The organism is Gillisia sp. CAL575 (assembly GCF_000403785.1).
Lineage (GTDB): Bacteria > Bacteroidota > Bacteroidia > Flavobacteriales > Flavobacteriaceae > Gillisia.
The window spans coordinates 686920-708462 of record NZ_APHJ01000021.1 but is presented as its reverse complement, the minus strand read 5'-3'; the positions used below and the strand labels follow the sequence as shown (position 1 = coordinate 708462).

Sequence of the window (21543 nt, the reverse complement as noted above, 5' to 3'; positions counted from 1 at the left end):
ATCTTTTTTTCAATTTTTAAATACTATTCCGTAACTTTTTCTTGGCATAATTCAACCAATACTCCATTTGCAGATTTTGGATGCATAAATGCAACTAATTTATTATCTGCTCCAGATTTCGGAAAATCATTCAGCAAAACAAAACCTTCTCCTTTCAATCGATCTATTTCAGACTGGATATCTTCCACATTAAATGCGAGATGATGGATCCCTTCACCTCGCTTCACTAAGAATTTAGCAATAGGACTCTCTGGATTTGTAGCTGCAAGTAATTCTATCTTATTGTCTCCTACTTTAAAAAATGAGGTGTTAACTCCTTCACTTTCTACTTTCTCCGTCTTATAACTAGCAACTCCTAGAATAGCTTCATAAGTTTTGTTGGCTTCTTCTAAGTTTTTAACCGCGATACCAATATGTTCAATCTTGTTCATTTTTTAATTTTTATCTCCTAAAGTTGGTTTAAATTAAGCATTAAATGATGGTTGATCCACATTATACTTTTTCGTAACTTCTTTCATATTTCCGATTATAAAAATACTATAATCTTTAATTATGCTACTTTTGCAAGATGGAAACAAATAGACAAAAAAAAATAGGTGGGGTTTTGCAACAGGATTTAGCTGAGATCCTTCAAAATCACTTGAGAGATTCTGGGGTAACGGGTATTTTGATCTCGGTTTCTAAAGTTAAAGTAACTACAGATCTTTCTATAGCTAAAGCATATTTAAGCGTATTTCCTTCAAAAAATGGGGAAGCGATATTAAATGATCTTAATGAAATTAAATATAAAATAAAGCATGAACTGGCACAACGAACCAAAAATCAGTTGCGTAGAATGCCAGATCTTACATTTTATGTAGATGATTCCCTTGAGTATATAGATCAGATTGAAAAATCTATGAAAGGGGAGGATAATCCCATTTCTAAACCCGATCTTTTAGACAAAAGGAAAAAATCTTAATTTGAATTTCCCCTTATACATTGCAAAGCGTTATTTGTTCAGCAAAAGTTCAAATAATGCCATAAACATAATTACCATAATTGCTGCTATAGGGGTTTTTGCGGGTGCTTTCTCATTATTCATCGTGCTTTCGGGATTTTCGGGATTAAAAGATTTTAGTCTTTCTTTTACTAATGAATTTGATCCAGATCTTAAAATTCTTCCAGAAAGCGGGAAAAACTTTACTTACTCTGAAGCTGAAAAAGCAAAGTTATTAGCCATCGATGGAATTCAGGCCACTTCAGAAATAGTTGAAGAAAGAGTCTTTCTTGATTATAAATCTAAAAATCACACCGCTTTTATAAAAGGGGTGGATGCCAATTATAGAAAGGTAAATTCTATAGACAGCACCATTGTTTTTGGCACCTGGTTAACTCAAAGTGAATTCCAAGTGGTTGCTGGAAATGGAATATCTAGATTGCTTTCCTTGAATACTTTCGACTATAATAACCTTTTGGATATTATGGTACCGCGACCTGGAAAAGGGCAAATAACAAATGCTTCTCAAGCTTTTAATAAAGAAAGTGTAATAGTTACTGGAATCTATAGTGTAAATGAAGAGTTAGATAGTAAGTATATTTTTACAAATATTCAATTTGCTAGAAACTTATTGGAAATAGACGAAGGCCAAGTTTCTGCAATTGAGTTAAAGGTAGATCCAACAATAGATCTGGAAGCCATTCGAAATAAAATTTCGGAAGTTTTCGACCACAAAGTAATCATAAAAGATAGAGCGCAACTAAATGAAACGCTTTATAAAATGCTAAATACAGAAAACCTTGCGGTATATCTCATTTTTACCTTAGTATTAATTATTGCCCTCTTCAACGTAATAGGATCTATAATTATGGTAATTTTAGATAAGAGAGAGAATATTAAAACCCTTCACAACCTTGGAGCTACCAAAAATTCTATAAGGAATATATTCTTTTTGCAAGGATCCCTAATGACTCTTGTTGGTGGATTGCTAGGATTATTTTGTGGATTAATCCTGATCTTTCTACAAATACAGTACAATTTTGTAATGATAACTCCGAGCTTAGCTTATCCTGTAAAGATCAAGGCTGAAAATATTATACTGGTGTTTTTAACTATTAGTATTTTAGGAATCTCTGCTTCTTATATAGCAGCTAGTAGAAGTAAAAGTGCTTTGAATTCCTAAGCAAATTCAAATCCAGAGAATTCTCTTTCTACCTCATTAAAAGCTTCAAAAACGTCTACAGAATGATCACTGGTTACCATTTTCATTCGGTATTCCTTGAAATGTGGAATTCCTTTAAAATAGTTGGTATAGTGTCTTCTAGTTTCAAAAACTCCTAATTTCTCACCTTTCCAGTCTATAGCCATCTGTAAGTGACGTCTAGCAGCATCTACGCGTTCTTCTAGGGTTGGAGGACCCAAATGTTGACCTGTTTCAAAGAAATGTTTCACTTCTCTAAAGAACCAAGGATAACCTATACTTGCTCTCCCTATCATTGCTCCGTCTAAACCGAATTTATCGCGCATTTCCATCGCTCTTTCTGGAGTATCTACGTCACCGTTGCCAAAAACAGGAATATGCATTCTTGGATTCTCTTTCACTTTGGAAATTGGAGCCCAATCTGCATTTCCTTTATACATCTGCACTCTGGTACGTCCATGAATAGAAATAGCCGCACAACCTACATCTTGCAGGCGCTCTGCTACTTCAACTATCTTGATAGAATCTGTATCCCAACCTAATCGGGTTTTAACGGTAATTGGAAGATTCGTGTGTTCTACCATGGCCTTAGTAAGAGAAACCATCAAATCTATATCTTTTAAAATACCAGCACCAGCTCCTTTAGAAACTACCTTTTTTACAGGACATCCAAAGTTGATGTCTATAATATCTGGGCCAGACTTCTCTACGATCTCTACAGATTGTAGCATAGATTCTAAATTAGCTCCAAAGATCTGGATGCCAACAGGGCGCTCTTTTTCGTAGATGTCTAATTTCATCATGCTTTTTGCAGCATCGCGAATAAGCCCTTCAGAGGAAATAAATTCGGTATACACCACATCTGCTCCCTGCTCTTTGCACAACGCGCGAAATGGTGGATCACTCACATCTTCCATTGGTGCAAGCAACAACGGAAACTCTCCTACATCTATATTTCCAATTTTAGCCACTACTTTTTATTTAAGTGTTGCAAAATTAAGAAATTAGATCGAGTTTGCTAGTAACTAAAGTTTAAGTTAGGAATGTCCTTTAGAATTAAAAATTCTTATAGCATCTGTTGAGCTTCTAAACGTTCATTTTCATCTGCCTCCAATGCTCGCTGATTATCCCTTAACTTAAAGTTTCCAAATTTATAAAGTAGGCCAAAACGGATGCTTCTGGACTCTGGCATCGCAAAAAACGAATTATCCTGATTTAAATAATTAGAACGTAAGGGAATGTTGTAAGTATCAAAAAGGTCTTCCACATTTACAGTAGCGCTTAATCTATCATTAAAAAAAGTTTTTCTTAAACCTAATGAAACCCCATATTGCGGCTCATCAAAATCGTATGACCCCGCAATGAAGTCTGGTGAATAAAATGCAAGAATATTTCCTGAAAAAGTCCCGTCTTTAGATAATGTAAGATAATTCGATGCTCTAAGATAAACACTTGTTACCTCATTTTTGACTTTTTGGTTTTCACTTTCAAAAGCTACAAATTCATTCTCCATTTTAAAAACAGAAGCATAAAGATCAACAAACCACCAGTCCTTAATATAGTCGTAATAAGAAATATCTAAACTAAACTGTTGCTCGTAAATCAAATTATCTGCTACAGATCTTAAAGTTCGGTTTTGATTATTTTGAAAAGGTAATATTGCCGGGGCATCATTTATCTTATCGTAATATAAATCAAATGAAAGCTTATTTTTATAGGTATAATTCAATAAAACTTTATTGGATATCCCCGGCTGCAGATTTGGGTTACCAACTTGGAAATTATTTTCATTCAAGAAATACCGGTAAGGATTCAAACTTTGAAATCTAGGTCTTGTAATCCTTCTGCTATAATCCAAACCAAAAGAGTGATTTTCACCCACGGTATGCATTAAATATAATGTTGGAAATAACTCAAAATACTCTTGAGTATTCACGGCTCCAAATGAAGCAGAATTTCCTTCGATATCTGTATACTCTCCACGAAGACCTGCTTTTAAACTCCAGGTATCCCAATCTTTAGCAAGACTTACATAGCCTGCAAAGATATTTTCATTATAATCAAATTTATCTGAAAGCGCATCTACAAAATTTCTATTTCCAGCATTAGTATTGAAAAAGTCCAACCCGCTTTGAGAATCTATTCCAGAATATTTAGCTCCATATTCCGAAGCAAGTCCGGCGATAGTAGAAGTGAAATCAACCTGTCCCGTATAAATATCTGTGTCTTGATTTGCTACCGTATAAAATGAATTATTATTTAATAAGTTTCCTGAATTTGAAAAATACTGAGTTAAAAGATCCTGAGTTTGATCGTCATTATATTTAATATAATTGGCCTGAGCGCTAAATGTAGATTCACTCTCTCCAAGGGAAGTTGAATAATTAGCGTTGAATAATAAATTGTCACCCTCATTCTCTAATCTACTATCTGTTGTGTATAGAGAATCCAACTGCATTTGCGGATTATAAATTTCGGTTCTCCCGTCAATATCAGAATCAGCCTTTGGAGTGTACAAAATATTTGCGCTCAAACTTAATTTACTTTTTTCTGAAAGAGTAAAATCTAGGATTGTACTCAAACTATGAGACTCCCTTTTAGTTTCCTTATTAAATTCATCATCCCATCTGGAATCTACTCCGCCTGCTGGATCAAAATAAGTGATGTTTCCAAGATCTGTTTTTATATCGTTTCTAGTATTGTAGTTGTAGCTAGCAAAAGCATTTAAATTATCTGTTTTATAATAATGGCTGGTCCCTACAGAATATTTTGGTTTAATAGCTATCGTGTTAGAAGCATTAAGGCTTCCTTTATATCCTATAGCTAAGTTTTTGGAAGTGATTATATTCAAAATGGAGCCACCTTCAGCATTATATTTTGCAGGCGGATTGGTGATCACCTCAACAGATTTTACATTTTCTCCTGAAAAGCCTTCAAGTAATTGCTGAAGTTCTTGTGCGGTTAAATAAACCTTATTATCATTAATATAAACATCTGCAGGCCTATTCTTGATTAGAAGTTGACCCTGACTTACGATTACTCCAGGCGTTCTTTTTAAGATCTCGTAAGAATTTCCTGAAGAAAGCACAGAGTTTTCTACATTGAAGGTAATTCTGTCTACACTCCGAGAAATGGTGGGTTTTTTTGCAGTAACAGTAACCTCATCTAAATTTGAAGCAGATTCTATAAGTACTAATTTTCTAAGATTTGTATTTCCTTTTACCTCAATTTTTTTAACGAAATTTTCATAACCTACGAATCTAACTTCCAGAACATATTCATTGTTTTCTACAGCCTCAATTAAAAAACCGCCATCCTCTTCAGATACGGTTCCTTTATAAACTGTCGTAGAATCTGATGCCTGTAAGAGAATCACATTGGCAAATGGAACAGCATTTTGGTTTTCATCAATTATAACTCCTTTTAAGGAATTTTGAGCTTGAGAAGTGAATGATAGTAGGGAGATCAGACAAAGAAAGGGGGTGAAATAAAAATTTTTCATTCTTAAAATTAGGTAGATTTCTTTGAGAATTTGGTTGATATAGTGAACAAATATAACATTTCCTATAACATACATGCTAAATTCTAAATGGAAAATCTACGAATTTTAAGTATAAAGTTCTACCATAATCTTCTGTAATTTATTCTATAATAGCATCATATAACACCTGCTGAATATTGGTTCTGGTGTTTAGTTTATAAAGCATCGTATTGTCTCTTGTAGGATGAACTCTATTGGAAAGAAATACAAACAAAAGTTTAGTTTCTGGATCCATCCATACCATAGTTCCAGTAAAACCCGTGTGTCCAAAACTGGCATCGCTTGCAGAGACTGCTGTGTTGCCATTGGATGATCGCTCCCCTAGTGAAGGTTTGTCAAAACCTAATCCTCTTCTATTTCCATTATCAGGAAATTGATACTTTGTAAATTCTTCTAAAGTGGCTTTAGATATAAAATTATCTCCACCATAACTTCCTTTATTAAGGTACATCTGCATCACTTTAGCCAAATCGTTCGCATTAGAAAACAGTCCTGCATTACCAGAAACGCCATTCATCATAATAGCTCCTTCATCATGCACTTTTCCATGAATTGGTTTTTTTCTGAAGAAATAATCATTTTCTGTAGGTACTATTCTACTTAATTCGAACTCCCGGTTAGGATTATAAGTAAGAGTATTTGAACCTAACTTATCATAAAACTGATTATCTAAGTAAGTAGTGAAATTCTCATTGGTTAATTTTTCTACTACACTTGGCAGCAAATAGAAAACAAGCCCCGAGTATAGGTATTTCTTTTCTTTTTCTAAGTCCGATCTTTTGATCTGTTTAAAGATCTCCTTTTCATAATTTTTAAAAAGCCACATGTGCTCTGCGATCTTTATAGTAAATCTTGCCGAAGAATCCTTTTTAATAGTCTTCCATTTATAAGTTCCATTATTTCTAAGTGTCGTTTTCCAATAAGGGATCCAGGATTTAAATCCGGCTTGGTGGGCGAGAATTTCTCTCATAGAAACCCCAGTCTTATTGGAGTTTTTAAAATAAGGGAGATAGGTGTCTATTCCCGCTTCTAAACTAAATTTTTCTTCATCTTTTAGTTTCATCAAAGCAGGCAAGGCAGAGGTTATTTTAGTGATAGAGGCAAGATCATAAATATCGGTTAGTTTTACTTTTGTGGTATCCGAATAAGTTTGAAAACCATACGCTTTATGAAATACCACTTTTTGATCTCTAGCTACTAGAATTTGTCCTCCTGGCATAGCTTTTTGCTTTAAGGCATCTTGCATCAAGGAATCAATTTTCTTATTTAGAAGTTCCGCATTCATATTTGCATCTTCTGGAAGCGTGTATTTAAATCTAATTCCTCCAGAAATATTTAATCCATCTCCTTCTTTATATTTATCTCCAATACTTACCGGTAGTTTTCCATTTGCTCCTACTCCGCCAAAAATCAACTGTGCTGCTAGATCTTCTGAATTTTTACTGTCTTGATACGTTAGGATTAAAGAAGAAACACTTTCAGAAGCATCCAAATCATTCAAGGAATACGGATTCTTGAAAAATGTGAGTATACTTTTCTTCTCTTTCGTAATAAGCTTCAGAAATGATTGTACTTCTGAAGAAATTCGCATATTATTTCTAGGATATTTGCTGTCATCATGAACCCCAATGATTACAAGGTTGAATGCTGAAATATTATTTTTCAATGAATCTAATTCAGCCTTACTAGCTTCATAAGGGATATTGAAATGAGTTATTTTTGAATACAATTCCAATGTCTTCTGAAATTTATTATTAAAATCTTCACCCACCGAAATTGAAGCGATTTTTAAAGTGTCTAAATGCTGAAGCGGTAATAAATCTGATTGATTCCGAAGAACGGTTAAGGAAGCTTCGCTAAGATTTCGGTTCAAAAGCTCTGCAGAAGAGGAATTAAGATCCTTATCTATATTCTTTGAATCGATTGATCTATATGCATCGAGTCCTACCCATTGTTTTAATGCTAAGAGTTTTCTGCAACGCTCATCAATCTCTTTTTGAGTAATTAATCCTTGGCTTATAGCTTTTTTAATCTCTTCTATAGCTTTTGGGACATCCTCTGTGAATTCCAAGAGATCATTCCCAGCAAGGATAGCATCCTTATCCACTTCACCCGGACTGTGATCTTTGGTAACCCCTTTCATATTCATGGCATCGGTAACTATTAAACCTTGAAAGCCAAGCTCATCCTTAAGTAAACCAGAAATAATAGGTTTAGAAAGGGTAGATGGAATTCCAGTAGAATCTAATGCTGGAATATCCAGATGAGCAACCATAACTCCACCAATTCCTGCTTTTATGATTTCTCTAAAAGGGTATAATTCTGTTTCATCCAATCTTGCTCTGGAGTGTGTTATTCTTGGTAAGGCATAATGAGAATCTGTATCTGTATCACCATGTCCGGGGAAATGTTTGGCCGTTGGTAAAACTCCTGTTTCCTGTAAACCACGCATATATGCTATTCCCTTTTCTGCAACTTTTACCTTATTCTCTCCAAAAGATCTATAATTAATCACAGGATTTGCAGCATTATTATTGACATCTACCACTGGAGCAAAATTTAAATGCAGTCCTATTCTTTTAATTTGATTGGCAACTTCTACACCCATATCATAAATCAAACTATCATTCTGAATAGCTCCCAAACTCATTTGGAAAGGAAAACTCATCGTGCTATCTAATCGCATTCCAATTCCCCATTCAGCATCCATCGCTCCTAACAAAGGTACTTTTGAAGCTTCTTGATACTCATTCATCAAATTTATCTGACGCACAGGTCCTCCTTGAAAAAAGATAAGACCTCCTATTTTTTGCTCCCTAATTTGCTTTAAAATTTCCTGTCTATGTTCTTCTCCTCTATTAGAATAAGCAGCCACCATTATAAGTTGAGCTATCCTTTCTTCCTGAGAAAGAGTAGTCATTATAGAATCTACCCAAACACTATGCGTAAATTTTAAAAATTCAGGTGATTTCGCCTTTGTTTCTTGAGCAGAAACATTAGAAAAGATGCCGATGACAAGTAATAATGGGGCGTAAATTTTGATTAATTTCATACTTATAATTGATAATTAAAGCAAACCAATAGTTTGCGCAATTTAAACTTTTATATAGATCTTCTTTTTGTCAAGCACATAGCCTATAATCCACATAAGCAACATAAAACTAACGGCAAAAGCTAGTGATGCATTGTATTTTGTAAGCCAGCTTAAAAAAACATTATTATAAATCCAAGGTTTTAGAGATCCTCCATCCACCCATATAATGCTCATAAGCATGGCAATTAAACCCGATAAGACAAAAATAAAGAGTGGATTTCTCCCAAAAACCTGAAAGAAGTAAGTCCATTTTTTAAATTTCCATATTTCTATAATCAAGATTAAAGCAGCAATAATGAGAAGGTTCCAACCTATAGAATATATTACATAAGAACTTGTCCAGATCCCTTTGATAATAGGAAAATAAAGATCCCAGACTTTTGCAATTATCAGTAGAATAATTCCGCTTACGGCTAACTTCCCGATACTTGAGATGGTATTTCCTGAGCGTTGAATAAAAATCCCAGCAATATAACCCGCAACCACATTAACAATGGCGGGCAAGGTGCTTAAAAGTCCTTCAGGGTCAAAGGTTATTCCAAAACCTTTCCATAAATTATCCGGATGAAATAGTAATAGGTCAAATTTTAAAGCTGCATTATTTGATAGGCTATAAGGATCTGGTAACGATCCAAACCTGTACATAATCCACCAATAAATCAGTAATATATTTATACTTATGATAATTGTGGCTTGAGTTTTAATAAGATGAAGCATTAAACCGGCTATTAAATAACAAAGAGCAATTCTTTGTAGCACACCCATAATTCTCATTTGTGTAAGATCCTTAAATATTAATTCTCCCAATTCATTTCTATAAACAAAAGGAAAAGCACTCATAAAAAGACCAATAAAAAAGATGAGCAAACTTCTGGTGAAAATTTTCTTTAAAAATATACCTACAGATTGCTCTTCATATTTTCTGAGACTAAAGCTCATGGCATTGCCAATAACAAATAGAAAGGTAGGGAAAACTAAATCTGTAGGTGTAAATCCATGCCACGAAGCATGTTTAAATGGATCGTAAATATTTGACCAGCTGCCAGGGTTGTTTACTAACACCATTAAAGCAATAGTAATACCCCGCAAAACATCTAAGGCTAAATATCGTTGAGACCGGTTTAACATAAAATGTCCATCATATTTATAAAATTTCTATTGAAATAATATTTTTTAATCTTCAATGAATAAAAAATTCAACGTTTACTTATCTTGAGAAAACTTTAAGCAGCTAATTTTTGATTTGTTTTTAAAACTAAAGCTTAAAAGTATAAATTTTAAGTAAATAATCAATCTTTCATAAAAATTTTAATAAAGTCTTTTTTCAAGATAATATTTTGCATATTTTTAATGAAAATTATTTCTTTCTCTTATGTGTCAGAAAAGACTAATCTTAAAGACAAATTAAATTCAATCTTAAATTCTATTTATGTCGAAAGAATTGCCAGAATTTTTCATCAATCTTAATCTCCCGATGGAATTAAGTAATGTTGAAAGGAAAAAATATCTCCAAAAAATAAGGATCATAAAGCATCTATATTTTAATGGAGCTAATACTAATACTGATATTTGCAATACCTTTAATATAAGTCTACCAACTTCTATGTCCTTACTAAACCAATTAGTAGCAGATGATTTAGTAGCAAAACAAGGAAGAGGTGAATCTGTAGGAGGTAGAAAACCAGATCTTTTTGGTTTAAAAGAGAATAGTTTTTTTGTTATGAGCATTCATATAGAACGCTTCCAAATTCAACTGGCTATTTTAGATAACACACATCAAGTATTGTTCGAGAAAAACATTCGAACGATTATTTCCAAAGATTTTGATATTGTAAATGTTTTACATCAGCATGCAACAGAACTTATTGCTGAATCTGATATCAATTCAGATAAACTGATGGGTATTGGAATTAGTATGCCAGGACTGGTATCTTCAGAAGATGGAAAAAACTTTACGTATTTCCTTAAAGATCATCAACCACAAAATCTACAAAGTGAATTTGAAACAAAATTTAACAAACCCGTTGCAATCCTTAACGATGCAAAAAGTGCGTGTTTAGCGGAGTTTCGTTTTGGACTTGCAAAGAATAAAAACAATGTTCTTGTACTTTCTATGGATTGGGGAATTGGCCTTGGGATTATCATGGGTGGAAAATTACATATGGGATCCTCCGGTTTTGCTGGGGAATTCGGACATATTCCTTTAGTAGAAGACGGAGCTTTATGCCATTGTGGGAAAAGAGGATGTTTGGAAACTGTTGCTTCTGGAATTGCTTTGGTCAAAAAGGCTAAGGATGGTATTGTAGCCGGGCAGCATTCTATTTTGAAAGAAATGGTGAATGATGACCTTGATAATTTAGAGCCTTCAGTTATTATTGAAGCAGCTAATCGAGGAGATCAGTTTGCTATAAATGTGCTTTCAGAAATTGGAATAAATCTTGGGAAAGGTATTGCCATTCTAATTCAGATATTTAACCCAGAACTTATCATCTTAGAAGGAAAAATAGCAGAAGCCAAACAATTTATAACTACTCCAATTCAGCAATCTATCAATACCTATTGTATGATTCAGCTAAAAGAGCGTACAGATATTTCACTTTCTAAACTAGGCAAAAACTCAAGCCTGTTGGGAGCAACCGTGGCTATTATGGATCATATATTTAAGCAACAAATTACAGCGGCAAAAGCACAACTTAATTAAGCATATAAGGATTATTCCCAAATACATTGAAAAGACTAACTATGGCAAGATTAAATTTACTTGAAGAAACTCGCTACGAAAAATTACCTGTCACTGTGTTTCCAGATGAGAGTACAGCGTCTAAAAGTGTTGCAAAAAGAATAAGAGACCTAATTGTTAAAAAACAAAAAGAAGGATCTCCAGCTATTTTAGGTCTTGCTACTGGTGCAACTCCAGTAGAGGTTTATCAAGAGCTTGTACGCATGTATAACGAAGAAGGCTTGAGTTTTAAAAACGTGATTACCTTCAATTTGGATGAATATTATCCTATGCAACCAACGGCGCCTCAAAGCTATGTTACTTTTATGGCTGAGAATCTATTTAACCATATAGATATCCCTAAAGAGAACATTCATATTCCAGACGGAACTTTGAAGAAAGAAGATATTGCTGCTTTTTGTCTTGAATACGAAAATAAAATTGAAGAATTAGGCGGATTAGATCTTCAAGTACTGGGAATTGGTAGAACGGGACATATTGGTTTTAATGAGCCTGGATCTGCTCCAAATTCTGGAACCAGACTTGTAACATTAGATGATCTTACAAGAAGAGATGCTTCCAGAGATTTTGGAGGAAAAGAAAATGTACCTACAAAGGCCATTACTATGGGAATTGGTACCATTTTTAAAGCGAGAGAGATCATTTTGATGGCTTGGAGTAAGAAAAAGGCCAGTATTATAAAAAAAGCAGTAGAAGGAGAAATTTCAGGAAATGTTCCTGCTACTTACCTTCAACATTCAGATAAAGTAGAATTTATTTTAGATACAGATGCTGCTTCAGAACTCACAAGATTTAATACTCCTTGGTTAGTAAAAGATTGTATCTGGGATAAAAATCAAATTAAAAAGGCTGTAATCTGGTTATCTTCAGAAGTAGGAAAACCTATTTTGAAACTGACAGACGAAGATTATAATAATAATGGAATGGCACAATTGGCTACTGAAAAGGGTCCAGCTTACAACATTAACATTGAAGTCTTTAATCATTTGCAGCACAGTATTACCGGGTGGCCTGGAGGAAAACCAAATTCTGACGATTCTCAACGCCCCGAACGATCTGAGCCTGCACACAAAAGATCATTAATTTTCTCTCCACACCCAGACGATGATGTGATTTCTATGGGAGGAACTTTTATAAGGCTGGTAGATCAAGGTCATGATGTGCATGTTGCTTATCAAACCTCCGGAAATACCGCAGTTTGGGATACAGATGTGTTGAGATATATGGAATTTGCTATCGACTTTAACAAAAGTATTGGCGACGATTCCAATAGATTGGAAACTATCTATGAGGAAACAAGGACCTTCTTAGATTCTAAACAGCCAAACGAAATTGATCTTCCTGAAATTAGAGCTGTTAAAGGATTTATAAGAAAGTCTGAAGCTTATGCAGGTGCAAGATATGCAGGTTTGGAAGATCAAAATATTCATTTTATGGCATTGCCATTTTATGAAACTGGAAAGACTATTAAAAATCCAGTTACAGAAAAAGATGTTTTGCTAACCATGCAGCTTTTACAAAAAATAAAACCTCAACAGATCTTTGCTGCAGGAGATTTTGCAGATCCACACGGCACTCATATTGTTTGTTTTAGAATTATAATCGAGGCCATGAACCGTCTAAGAAAAACGGAATCTTGGACTAAAGACTGCTGGCTTTGGATGTATAGAGGTGCTTGGTTAGAGTTTGAAACTCATGAAATTGAAATGGCTGTACCACTTTCTCCTCAAGAGGTAGACCGTAAGAGAAAAGCCATTTTTCAGCATCAATCACAGAAAGATCACCCTGTTTTTCCTGGAGATGATGAACGAGAATTTTGGGTACGTGCTCAGGAAAGAAATAGTGAGACTGCAAGTAATTATCACAAATTAGGAATGGCAAATTATGAAGCCATGGAAGCATTTGTTCGCTGGAAATTTTAAAATAAGATTTTAAATGAAAAGAATAAAATCAGTATTCACTATAGTTGCTACTGCATGCATGGTCCTTTCATGCGCTAGTAATCCATATGCTCCCACTAATAGAGTTCATAAAAAACACACCAAAGAACTTATTAAAGAGTTGGAAATACTTCCTCCACCTAATCCAGGGATGGGAAGTAGTTTAAAATATGCCGAAGATTGGGTGGGAACAACTAATTTTAACCTTAGAAAGCCCAATATTGTAATAATTCATCATACAGCGCAAGATTCTGTAGGGCAAACTTTAAAGACATTTACTTTAGAAAGAACTCAGGTAAGTGCGCATTATGTAATTGGAGAGAATGGGAAGATCTACCATATGCTTAATGATCTTTATCGCGCATGGCATGGAGGAACTGGGCAATGGGGTTCTAATACAGATCTAAATTCATCTTCTATTGGAATTGAACTAGATAATAATGGAAGTGACGATTTTTCACCACTTCAAATTCAGAGTCTTTTAGAATTATTAAAAGACCTAAAAGAGAAATATAAGATCCCTACAGCTAATTTTATAGGCCATTCTGATATTGCACCGACCAGAAAAAATGATCCAAATAAAACATTTCCATGGAAAGAATTGGCGAAGGAAGGATTCGGCTTATGGTATGACGAGATTCCTGAAGAAAAAGTTCACGTTTTAGGAGAAAGTAAAACTTTAACCACAGAAATCCCTCAGGAAATAAGGACAGAAGTTAACGACTCTGTGATTGTAGCTAAAATAAAGGCTCCAATCTCCACTCCCATTTTGGACGTAACCCCAAAAGTGGCGCTGAAGATCATTGGATTTGATGTAAGCGATATGCCTGCTGCAATAAAGGCTTTTAAATTACATTTTATTCAAGCGGAAGTGAATTCTACCCTTACAGATCATGATTTGAAAGTGCTGAATAATCTTTATAAGAAGTATCTATAAGAGTTTATATTATAAAAAAAAGCTCCTCTAAAATATATTTAGAGGAGCTTTTTAATTGAGTAAATTAAAGATTATTCTTGAACTGAAGTAGAATCATTCTTACTCATGAAAATATCCTTTTCAGCAAGATATATCAATCCCTTCCCTTCCTGATCATTAATTCTTTTTGTTCTTAAGTATCTGTTGTAGTTGTATTCATCAAAATCTGCATTGGTAGAATCCATCGTACTAATATGAACATTCCCCATGGAGTGAATGAATTTTTGATCTCCAATCCACATTCCAACATGAATGACTCTCTCACTTGTAGAATCTGTAGCTTTTCTTCCGAAGAATAAAAGATCTCCAGGAATTAGGTTTTTAAAAATTTTAGTAGAATCTATCAGTTTCCCAGTATGCACCTGTTGCGAAGCATCTCTTGGGATTATCAATCCGTTCAAGAAATAAACTGTTTTTGTAAATCCGCTGCAATCAACTCCTTTAGGAGAAGTTCCTCCCCATAAATAAGGCAAACCCATCAATTTTTTCGCAGTAGCCACCAGATCTTCCCCAGATTGATCTACAGAAGCAACCCAATCTAGATATGGTGTTGCATCTGCTTTGTCAACAAAAGCTTTTTGCCCGTCTGGATACTTAACCTCATAAAATCCGTTTTTGTCGCTTAAAAGCTCTAAAATGTTTCCTGCTACCAAATCTGAAACTGCCTGACTCTTAGCATCTGCACTTTCATAAGATTTTCCATAAGGATTTAGATAAATGATCTTATCTGCCGATTTCCATTTAGAAAACTCTGCATCTGTTAGTCCAATAACTCCTCCATTATCTACCCAGGAAATATAACCTTCTGGAGTCTGGATCAAACTCCAGCCATCATTAGTTTTAAAAATCTTCACAGGTGTTCCTAATGTTGCTTGAGTAACAAGTTCTGCGGAATGCTTTCCTTCTCCCCTTAAATTGGCTACAGATATTTTAATAAGTCCGTTGATCTTCCCTTCTACATTTGCTGCAGGAAGTAGTTGAATACTGTCTGAAAACACAACTCCTTCAGAATTTAATTTTTCTTTTAATGCATTAACTGCATCTGGCAGATTAGATTCTCCTTTTAAAATATAAGTATCCTTAGATTGTATTGCTTCTACATCAAATAATGCCACTCTTTTGTCTGGAGCATATTCCTGTTTTACAGCTGCAATATAAACTTCAGCTTTATTTTCTTCCTTTTCTTCAGCTTTCTCATTACAGGAAGTAACAACCAAAAGCCCTATTAAGGCTAATAAATTCATCTTTTTAAATACGTTCATATAATTCAGTTTTACTTTATTCAGTGATTAATAATTTTGCTCCAGTTCCATTTCTCTTTGGGAAATGTACTTTTTCATCATAAACTTTTACCCCATCTGCAATATCAGATTTTAATAAAAGTGCACCATCCATATCTACATAATCTAACAAAGGTAATAATTGTGCAATTGCCGAAATTCCCACGGTAGATTCGGTCATGCAACCCACCATCACCTTCATGTTTAATTTTTTGGCTTCAGCGATCATTTTTCTTGCTGGCGTAATTCCTGCACACTTTGTTAGTTTTATATTAACGCCATGAAAATAGTCCTTACATTTTGCAACATCTTGTTCTACAATACAACTTTCATCAGCAATTAATGGTAAAGCAGAATTCTTATAAACTGCTGCCATTCCATCCAGATCTCTTGGATCTAGAGGTTGTTCAATAAATTCAACATTTAGATCTTTTAATAATTCAGAATTTTTAATGGTTTGTTCTGCAGTCCAAGCGCCGTTGGCATCAACCCTGAAAATAGAATTGGTATGTTTTCTTAATTCTGATATGATCTGCACATCATCATTAGTTCCTAATTTGATCTTATATAAAGGCCATGGAAATTCCTTAATCTTTTCTGTCATTTTTTCAACAGAGTCTATTCCGATTGTATAATTGGTAAGCGGAATAGTATCCAAATTAAACCCCCACATTTTATAAAGTGCTTGCTTATTTCTTTTTCCGTGTAGATCATGCATGGCCATATCCAAAGCACATTGCGCAAATGGGTTATCTTTTAGATGCGGAAACGTAAGTTCCCAAAGTTCTTCTGGCTTTAAGTGAATATTTTCTGCAATAATATATTCAATAGATTTTATTGAAGCTATCATAGCCTTAGTATAAACTCCATAATAAACCGTTGCTGCTGCCTCTCCATATCCGGTATATTCCCCATCGGATAAAGCAACTATTAAAGTCTCCTGAAAATCTCTTGAACCATGACTAATGGTAAAGGTGTTTTTAAGCTCTAGGTTGTAGGTATAGAATTCAAGTTTCATAAGGTCTATTTCAGTATTTAACTACAGGTATCCTGGTTTTCTGTTATACAAAAGCGCCAATCCTATACAGGTAATCGCAGCATTTACCAGCAATATTTCAAATCCGAATTTATATCCGTAAAACCAGCTTACAGAATTTTGATCTAATATGAAAGATAAAATTGGAGACAGAATACAAACAAGTGGCACCCATTTATCTTTTACTCCACGCTTAGAAAGCAATCCAAATGCAAACAAGCCTAATAACGGACCATAGGTAAAACCCGCAACCTTAAAAACGGCACTTACTACACTGCTATCATTTAAGGAATTAAAAATTATGATTACCACGAACATCAATAATGAAAAACCTATGTGCACTAAAAATCTTGTTTTTTTCTGATTGGTCTTTCGTTTTGATATATCTAAAATATCTACACAAAATGAGGTTGTAAGGGCAGTAAGTGCAGAATCTGCACTAGAGAATGCAGCCGCTACAATACCTATTAAGAATACAACTCCAGCGAAAGTGCCAAAATAGTTTAGAGCAAGAGTTGGATATAGATCATCTGTTCTTTCTGGTAATAATATATTCTGATCTAAGGCATATTGATAAAGCAGCACTCCTAAGGCTAAAAACAATAAGGTAGAAATAAAGAAAACTATAGAGAACCAGAAAATATTCTTTTGAGCATCACCTTTACTTTTACAAGTTAGATTCTTCTGCATTACATTTTGATCCAGTCCGTTCATGGCGATAGTAATGAATATCCCCGCCAGAAAGGTTTTGTAGAAATTTCTATCTGATCTCCAGTCCCAATCAAAAACGGTAGACATTTTGTTTTTTGAAACAAGACTAAATACCTCTCCTACATTCAGATTCATATGATTAATAATCACGATGATACTAATAATTACAGCGGCCAATAAAAATGTTGTTTGAAGGGTATCTGTCCAAACAATGGTTTTAATTCCTCCCCGAAAAGTATATAACCAGATAAGTAAAATGGTTGTTAGTACGGTTACGAAAAATGGAATTCCAAATGCATCAAAAAATGCGATCTGCAATACTACTGCTGCTAAAAACAATCTAAAAGAAGCACCGATAGTTTGAGAAATAAGAAAAAATGAAGCCCCAGCCAGATAAGAATTCTTCCCAAATCTATCTCTTAAATATTCATAGATAGAAACCAGCTGAAGTCTATAAAAAAGCGGAATTAGTACAAATGCGATGACGGCATATCCCACCATATTTCCCATTACAAATTGAAGATAAGTCCAATTGGAATTTCCGACCTCTCCAGGCACTGATATAAATGTTACTCCAGATAATGAGGCTCCCACCATTCCATAAGCCACTAAAAACCACGGAGATCTTCTGTTTGCTGTGAAAAAGGTAGTATTATCTGCCTTTTGAGAAGTAAAATGACTTATAATTAGCAGTAATATAAAATATCCGGCAATTACGCCAAAAACCAATAATGGGGTCATATTGTAAAATTTTATTTAGCTATTTAGCTTCAATCTTAATTTCATTGAAACTGCTCTGATTTCCAGTTTTGTCTACTGCCGTAACACCAATAAAAGTTAATGGATCTTTTTTCTCCTTTTCTTTTAAATAATGAGAGAATTCTATAGAATTTTTTGTTCTGTCAAGGATTTTATAATCCCAGTTGTTTCCATATTTATAAAAAACCACCCAGCTGGATACGTCTCCTAATTCTGAATGAGACCAAGAAATATTTACCTTATTCCCTACAATATTTGTTGAAACCGAAGGTGTTTCTGGCAATACCTCATCTAACCACGGACTCGCAGGAACCAACGCCTGTTTTTTGTAGGGACCGTCTACCAATGCTTTTGCAAGATTTGGATATTTTAATAATGGAGCGATACTCCAGTGCACAGTTCCTTTACTCTCTGCAATCATGCCACGCGTTAACATGATCTGATTGATCGTTTCATCAACATTGGCAGCATCTCCCCCAAAATCTATATTAATTCCCGGCCATAAATGGCGATCCTGAGTATTTTCACTTTCCCACCAACCAAGAAGCACAGGAAAGCTCTGTGCCATTTGATTTATCTTCCAATATAACTGAGGAGTAAAATAATCTATCCAGCCTTTATTTAGCCAAAGTTTAGCGTCTGCATACAGTTCATTGTACTGGTCCATCCCAGAAATTGATTTTGGATAACCAGGTCTCCAGATTCCAAAAGGACTTATCCCAAATTTTACATCTGGTTTTTCTTCTTTGATCTCTTTATAGATTCGCTTTACAAATTCATTTACTTCATCTCTTCTCCAATCTGGCTTAGTAAGCTTTCCTCCTGTTTTTAAATATGCTTGATAACTTTCTGCATCTGGAAAATCTGCACCTTTATTATAAGATGCGTATGGGTAAAAATAATCGTCGAAATGAATTCCATCTATATCATATCGTTTCACAATATCCATAACTACAGCTGAGGAATGATCTTGTGTTGACTGCTTGGAAGGATCCATCCACCACATTCCATTCTTTAAACTCACCATGAATTCTGGGTGCATCTTCACCATAGATTTAGGAGCTACAGCCCCACCCGTAGAATGATGCGCTCTATATGGATTTAACCATACATGCAATTCCATGCCTCGGTCGTGCGCCGCTTCTATCCAAAAATTAAGCGGGTCGTAATATGGATTTGGAGCTTTTCCAACCTCTCCAGATAAAAAGAAAGACCATGGCTCTAAATTACTTTGGTACAAAGCATCTGCCTGTGGCCTTGCCTGAAAAATCACTGCATTGTAATTATGATCCTTTAAAAAATCTAATAGTTTTATTGCTTCATCCTGTTGTTGCTTTGTAGATAACCCAGACTTACTTGGCCAGTTTATGTTTGCCACAGTGGCAATCCATGCTGCACGAAATTCGCGCATTACATAAGGGCTAGTTTTAAATACCTGAACCGCTGGTATATTTTCTTCTCCTTTAATTTCCTTTTCAATTTCAGAAACTTTGGGCGATGGTTTTTCTACTCTCTGCGGTAATTCCTTTTTAGGAGTTTTAGGTTTTGAGGTAACTTGCTTAGGAGTTTTACAACCGGAAAAAACAAGCATTAATACTAAGGTTAGTATTACAAGAAATCTATTATTCTGCATCAGAAAATTTTCTTTAAAAGTAGAATTCGTTTTGGAATATATATACGAAATTATAGTAGATTTTTTATAAAAAGGTCCTCCAGTTTATAACCATTGGAGGACCTTTAAAATTTTAATGACATTATTAAAACTTAATACGATAAAACACTCTTTAGCCTTCTACATCCCACCAAACTGGTGTAGTTAATCTCACATAGGGATCATTATTGGGCATATTCTCATAATTTCTGTCTTCCTCATTATATTCATACATCATTGCCTGAATCCAATCATCTTCATTGGGAAAGATGTCTTGATTCACATTTTCTGGACGAACTAATCCTGGATATATATCAGAACTATAATCTACTCTTCGAAAATCCACCCATGTTTCAGGGTTTAAGACGTTAGCAATATATTTTTGAATAAATATCTCTGACAGTCCAAAATTTTCCGTTCCAATTTCATCATCAATTGTATTTAAATATGCTGATATATCTGCTGAAGGGATTCCAAGCTTCTGCATATCGGCTTCAATACCTAATACATAATCTGCATAAGCGCTTGCTTTATCCCCTTTCCTAAATTTTGCCTCAGCTTCAATAAATTTAAGCTCACTATACGTGATCATATATGTTGGTGAATTTGGCATTGTGTAAAACCCACCATTCCCTAAAGAATAATCATCTCCAGAATTACCATCTAAACCTCTTCCAGTAACAACTCCTTGATATCCACCATTTATAGCTTCTGGAACAATTACAGTCAATCTTGGATCTTCTACAGGAGTTTCTAGGGCTAATGAGTTTTTAAGTAATTTCACAAAAAAGTCTGAAAAATAATCAAATCGAGAAGAACCATATCCATTTATGCTAAATGGTTGGTTATCGTTTTCCATCTCTCCACCACCATACATGATCAAAGCATTTAAATCATTAGAAGAAATACCTTTTTCTGCTGCTTCAATTATTGCATCAGGATTATAAGCAAACTCACCAGATGACTTTTTAGATAAGTGGTTTAAGTATCTGGCTTTTATAGAATATGCAAATTGTTTCCATTTTTCTTGATCGCCATGATAAAGTACATCACCTCCTTCATCATCTAAACCAATAGCGCTTGGTTCATCTAACTGAATAATTGCTTCATCTAAAAGTTTGAATATTCTAGCATATATCTCTTCTTGGGTTTGAAATTTAGGTGTGATATTCATTGCAGATTCACTGTCATAAGTTTCATCCAAAACAATATCTCCATATTGATCTGTTGTCATTCCTAAAATATAGGCTCTTAGTATTTTCCCAACAGCTACATAGTTAGGAGCCTCAAATTGATTTCCTAAATAGATAAGATCTGAGGTATTTGGTAGCGCATACACATAGGCATTTTGCCAAAGAAAGTAGCTACCCGTGGTTAAGAATGTATTCCATGATTCAGAATAATAGGCAGCAGTATTTTGGGATCCATATTGAGTAATTCCAAGAACTTCTCTTGCCCCTCTATATTGAGCTGTTGCAACAGTATTTTCTATTGCTCCTTGAATCCTATATTGTGGTGCTAACGATGTTGTGGTAGGTGCAGTAACAGATCCGTTCACGTCAAAGTAATCATCGCTGCAAGAGACTGCAGTTGCGATGATACAGATTGATAATAAATATTTATATAATTTCATAA

At 34.5% G+C, this 21543-nt stretch carries 15 protein-coding genes; 5 read left to right on the top strand and 10 right to left on the bottom strand.

Translation table 11 applies throughout. The features are described 5' to 3' along the window. Positions 1–23: 23 nt before the first annotated feature. Entirely contained in the window at positions 24–431 is a 408-nt protein-coding gene (mce, locus tag I130_RS05875) for a methylmalonyl-CoA epimerase (protein ID WP_034920412.1), read from the bottom strand. A gap of 137 nt (positions 432–568) precedes the next feature. On the opposite strand from mce, the gene rbfA reads away from it, so the two are divergent. Both rbfA and I130_RS05865 read left to right on the top strand, forming a co-directional pair. Further along, positions 569–961, top strand: coding sequence for a 30S ribosome-binding factor RbfA (gene rbfA / locus I130_RS05870; RefSeq protein ID WP_026836835.1), 393 nt, complete (start codon positions 569–571; stop codon positions 959–961). A 1-nt stretch (position 962) separates the two neighbouring features. After that, positions 963–2162, top strand: coding sequence for an ABC transporter permease (locus tag I130_RS05865; RefSeq protein WP_034920410.1), 1200 nt, complete (start codon positions 963–965; stop codon positions 2160–2162). Here the strand turns inward: I130_RS05865 and dusB are convergent. From dusB to I130_RS05845, 4 genes are all read right to left on the bottom strand, one after another. After that, positions 2159–3151, bottom strand: a complete 993-nt coding sequence (gene dusB, locus I130_RS05860; protein WP_034920408.1) for a tRNA dihydrouridine synthase DusB — start codon at positions 3149–3151, stop codon at positions 2159–2161. The genes I130_RS05865 and dusB overlap by 4 nt on opposite strands. A gap of 95 nt (positions 3152–3246) precedes the next feature. Beyond that, positions 3247–5682, bottom strand: coding sequence for an outer membrane beta-barrel protein (locus I130_RS05855; protein ID WP_034920511.1), 2436 nt, complete (start codon positions 5680–5682; stop codon positions 3247–3249). A 139-nt stretch (positions 5683–5821) separates the two neighbouring features. Further along, complete coding sequence (locus I130_RS05850; RefSeq protein ID WP_034920407.1) at positions 5822–8773, bottom strand: glycoside hydrolase family 3 N-terminal domain-containing protein; 2952 nt, start codon at positions 8771–8773, stop codon at positions 5822–5824. A 42-nt stretch (positions 8774–8815) separates the two neighbouring features. Next, positions 8816–9943, bottom strand: coding sequence for an acyltransferase family protein (locus tag I130_RS05845; protein ID WP_034920405.1), 1128 nt, complete (start codon positions 9941–9943; stop codon positions 8816–8818). Positions 9944–10244: 301 nt separating this feature from the next. Between I130_RS05845 and I130_RS05840 the strand changes: the two genes are divergently transcribed. The 3 genes from I130_RS05840 to I130_RS05830 are packed head-to-tail and all read left to right on the top strand — an operon-like array spanning position 10245 to position 14432. Then, a complete protein-coding gene (locus I130_RS05840) occupies positions 10245–11516 on the top strand; it encodes an ROK family protein (RefSeq protein WP_034920403.1) in 1272 nt (423 codons plus the stop codon). Positions 11517–11557: 41 nt separating this feature from the next. Continuing rightward, positions 11558–13477: a glucosamine-6-phosphate deaminase gene (nagB, locus tag I130_RS05835; protein WP_034920400.1), complete on the top strand. Its 1920-nt coding sequence runs from the start codon at positions 11558–11560 to the stop codon at positions 13475–13477. 13 nt (positions 13478–13490) lie between these two features. Continuing rightward, on the top strand, positions 13491–14432 hold the full coding sequence (locus tag I130_RS05830; protein ID WP_034920398.1) for an N-acetylmuramoyl-L-alanine amidase: 942 nt from the start codon (positions 13491–13493) through the stop codon (positions 14430–14432). Positions 14433–14503: 71 nt separating this feature from the next. Here the strand turns inward: I130_RS05830 and I130_RS05825 are convergent, their stop codons facing one another. The 5 genes from I130_RS05825 to I130_RS05805 form a co-directional block, all read right to left on the bottom strand. After that, a complete protein-coding gene (locus I130_RS05825) occupies positions 14504–15733 on the bottom strand; it encodes a C40 family peptidase (protein WP_034920397.1) in 1230 nt (409 codons plus the stop codon). 16 nt (positions 15734–15749) lie between these two features. Then, positions 15750–16769: a dipeptide epimerase gene (locus I130_RS05820; RefSeq protein ID WP_034920396.1), complete on the bottom strand. Its 1020-nt coding sequence runs from the start codon at positions 16767–16769 to the stop codon at positions 15750–15752. A gap of 21 nt (positions 16770–16790) precedes the next feature. Then, positions 16791–18239: a sodium:solute symporter gene (locus I130_RS05815; protein WP_034920393.1), complete on the bottom strand. Its 1449-nt coding sequence runs from the start codon at positions 18237–18239 to the stop codon at positions 16791–16793. A 19-nt stretch (positions 18240–18258) separates the two neighbouring features. Continuing rightward, positions 18259–19848 carry a glycoside hydrolase family 10 protein gene (locus I130_RS05810; protein ID WP_232224029.1) on the bottom strand — a complete coding sequence of 530 codons (1590 nt, stop codon included), beginning with the start codon at positions 19846–19848 and terminating at the stop codon, positions 18259–18261. Between the two features lie 193 nt (positions 19849–20041). Beyond that, the gene (locus I130_RS05805) at positions 20042–21541 is read right to left on the bottom strand and encodes a SusD/RagB family nutrient-binding outer membrane lipoprotein (protein WP_034920390.1); all 1500 of its coding nucleotides are present in this window, start codon (positions 21539–21541) and stop codon (positions 20042–20044) included. Positions 21542–21543: the final 2 nt, after the last annotated feature.